Below are 3,664 nucleotides of genomic sequence, written 5' to 3'. Positions count from 1 at the left end.
CCAGGAATTTAATTCTTTTGCCAAGCGCCTGCCTATGCTGTTGCACTGCTCAGGCGTTTTCGGTGTTTTACCAACACAATTATTTTCCAGCCAGACAAACAGCGAGTCCGTATCGCCATAAATCACTGCGTAACCTTGCTGCTCAATCCAGTCGCGGCTGCGCTGGATAATTTCATGGCCGCGCAAGGTAATAGAACTGCAAACACGGGGATCAAAAAAGCGGCAGCCGGTTGAACCCAGCACACCGTAAAACGAATTCATAATAATTTTGATAGCGTGGGAAAGCGGTGCATTTTTATGTTGCTTGGCACGATCGCGCGCGGCTGAAAGTTGTTCGATCACATTGGGTAAGATATGCCCTTCGCGCGCAAAATAAGCCTCGTTAAAACCGGGAACAGTTTCCGCTTCATCAAGTTGATTATGTTGCGCCAACCAAAAAGCGCAAGGATCGATTAAAAAGGTACGGATGATGCTCGGATACAGGCTTTTAAAATCCAACACCAATACATTGTCGTAAATCCCCGGGCGTGAATTCATCACATAACCGCCGGGACTAATCACATCGGATTCAAACTCACCCAAATTCGGAGCGATGTAACCGCGCCTGTGCAAACGCGGTAAATACAAATATTCAAACGCCGCCACCGAGCCGCCGATGCGATCCAACAGCAAACCCGTCAACTGGCTGCGTTCCAGCGCAAACGCCAGCAGCTCCTGCTGCATAAAAATTTTCCACACCAATTCGCAGTCGTGCAGGTTGTAATCGGCTAGCGCCAGCTTATCGGTTTTAAACAACTGGGTAATATCATCACCGCGATCACTGCCGGTAATCAATTTGCTTTCACCCAATAATTCCTGCGAAATATTTTGCAGTGAATAACTTTGAAATTGGTGATTCGCCGCTTTCAGCAATTCAATACCGTCCAACGCCACGCGCCCTGGAATCACCACAAAACTGCGCCCGCCATCGCCCTCTTCATGGCGCCAGTGAATGGATTGGTTGGCGCGCCCCAGTTGCAATTCTATTTTCAAGCGCTGGCAAATATTTTCCAGCACCAGCAAATCAAACTGCACCAGATTCCAACCGATCAAAATATCGGGATCGACATGCTGTAAAAACACAAAAAATTGCTGCAGGCAGGTTTTTTCGTCCACGCAAAAAATCACTAACTCGGTGTCTGTCCCCTCACCCACCATAAACACGCGTTTACCTTCTTCACACCAGACACCGATGGAATAAAGCTGTTTGGCATCCATGGAGGTTTCAATATCGAGCGAAAGCATACGCAACCCAGGCCGCCAAAGTGATTGTTCATCGGCAAGAGGTGCAATACGCGGATTCATTATTGGTCGTTGTGCGGAAGACGCTTGCGAGGGTAGATCCAATTGCGCACCCGCCGTCACAAATCGCTCCATCAAATAACGTTCAGGCGGGCGAACATCGCTTTCCCAAAAGGGAATATCGTTCTGCTTGAAAATATCTTGCGCATCGCGCGCGCTGCGGTGGCTTTTAAAATAGAGCGCGTTAACGGGTTTATTCAGAAAGGTTTTTAATTCAACTTCCGCCATACGCCACTGGCGCAAACGGCTGATTAACGGCTGGATCTGCGCCGCTTGCTCACGCAACACAAAAAAGACCACCTCCTGCCCGGTAATCTGCGTCCAACAACTCCCCTGCTCCGTCGCCCACCATAAATCGAGCGCAACGCCCTCACGGGTATCGCGCCATTGGCGAGTTAATAAAAAGGCATTGGTCATAGGGGTACAAGAACTGGTTGGTTAACCAGTATTATCCTGTATGGGGAATGGGGATGCAATCCGCCAATCTAATCTATACTCACGGCGGACGACACATGAGTTGTCCAAAACGACAGATGAGATGTCTTAAAACGACACATGAGTTGTCCAAGCGAGTCTATATTTTTCAATGGCTTAGTAAACTTCGCGACACGGGGACAATTTATTGGGATATAAAACATTAACTCGGTGAATGTCTGGGGGTGCGAGCGGGATATCTTAATTGTTCGCACACTCTGTACAAGGCTCATAATTCCGCTTGAAAGTGCATTTTCTGAAGATCCGCTTTGCTCTGGTTTCAGGTGCATATTCAGCGTCGGGATCACTGAACCCCGTGTTAAGCAACCAATCTGGATATAAGCAGTGATGATGTGTATGATAACGACTAACAACTAATCCCTAGCAGGTGTCATTAAGTTGACTCTTGTCTGGGAAGAAAAAACCACCGCACGGTGGTTTTTTCATTTATAGCGGACGGCAGATATTCCTTGAATTGGAATACTGTTTTGTCCGGTTGCCCACGAGTAATGTAATGCATGATCATCAATATATGGATGCACAATTTTGAATTGGTTTTGCCTGCAGTCCTTGTAAGCTGGTTTATTAGCTAGCTCATGCCCTACTGGCCGCCGCTACGTACTCTCTCAATTGTCGCTTCGATGTTTGACTTGGCTGCGACCAATTGCTTTCCAGCCTCCTCCGCCTGAACAATCGCTTGATCGTACTCGTCGATGCCTGCGATTTTCAGATTCATCAGCCGCCTAAGCTGGCTCTCATTCTCAGCGATCATCTTCTGCCAATCGTCCCGAAAGCCCTCAAGTTCTTTAATTCGGGCGTCACAATCCTGTGTACTCATGTAAGTCATAGCTGCATCCTCCGTTGGAAAAAATCAAAAGTTTCCGCTTAGGCACCGAGCGCCCGATTCCCAACGCCTAACGAGCTCATCGGCATTTTTAAAGCTGACCTTCATCTTGCCCAATTGAACTGATTTGAATTTATCAACCAATGCGCATCAAACTATATGTAAATGAGCCTTATCCGCCTGGATTAAACAGCTATCTTGATGATATTGCTCTCGGATTTTTGCGGATCGGAAAATTAAGTTTAATTCTGGGTCAACTCTATTATTAATATCAACACCATATTTTAATATTTCTTGACGGTATTTTTTAAGGGTGCCTGTACTGTACTGAAGCTCATGCAGATAGTCATAGAAATATGCTCTAGCTGCCTGTGCGATATTGCGCTTTTCGCTCACTTCAATTGCCCATAGCGGGTGTGTCTCATCGAAAAGTAAAATATACGCATCTTCAGGGGTCGTATATTCGATTACCTCTAATTTGTATTGTGCGCGCTTAGGTCTATTTCTATTTACCCATTCATGGAAAAACAAAACAGCTTCTTCTTTTGTATCAAATGAAGCGGCTGATTTCCATGAGCAAATTCGACCCATAGATGAAAGATACAATCCTTCATCCAAGTGAAATCTTTTAGTAATCGCTCCTTTAAGACCCACTTCGAAGGGCACGCCACTAAGGTCAACCACAGTCACGTTAGATTGCTTATCTCCGTAACCAATCAAACTCATGAGGGTACCTTCGAGAGTGGCTGTATCTGCCGCCACACCGAAGAGGAACTGAAGTCGATCTTGCGCCACTTTCGATTCAAAGCGAGTGAAAAATTTATCAAGCGACTTATCTGCGTAGCTGCCGGCCGTAATGCTTTGCGGCTTCGTAGGATGAAATTCGAGCCTGCCTGCAAAATATCTATCTAATCGTTCCTTTGAGTCCCAGAGGAGGCCGTGACTGGGTTCAGTCTTGCCATCCGTCGGAAGGGAATAGGAAGCGTCCACCACCATGTATCGAGC

General features: G+C 46.6%; 3 protein-coding genes. All 3 read right to left on the bottom strand.

Annotated features, from left to right (window positions below; translation table 11 throughout):
• A partial coding sequence (locus ACWA6V_RS19030; RefSeq protein WP_449523972.1) for a DNA polymerase II occupies positions 1-1,758 on the bottom strand: 1,758 nt, incomplete at its 3' end.
• A gap of 658 nt (positions 1,759-2,416) precedes the next feature.
• On the bottom strand, positions 2,417-2,662 hold the full coding sequence (locus ACWA6V_RS19025; RefSeq protein WP_331351365.1) for a hypothetical protein: 246 nt from the start codon (positions 2,660-2,662) through the stop codon (positions 2,417-2,419).
• Positions 2,663-2,809: 147 nt separating this feature from the next.
• A partial coding sequence (locus ACWA6V_RS19020) for a hypothetical protein (protein WP_449523971.1) occupies positions 2,810-3,664 on the bottom strand: 855 nt, incomplete at its 5' end.

It is taken from the genome of Cellvibrio sp., from assembly GCF_053579595.1.
Note: the sequence above shows the minus strand (reverse complement) of the source record. Positions and strands in the feature narration are given on the sequence as shown.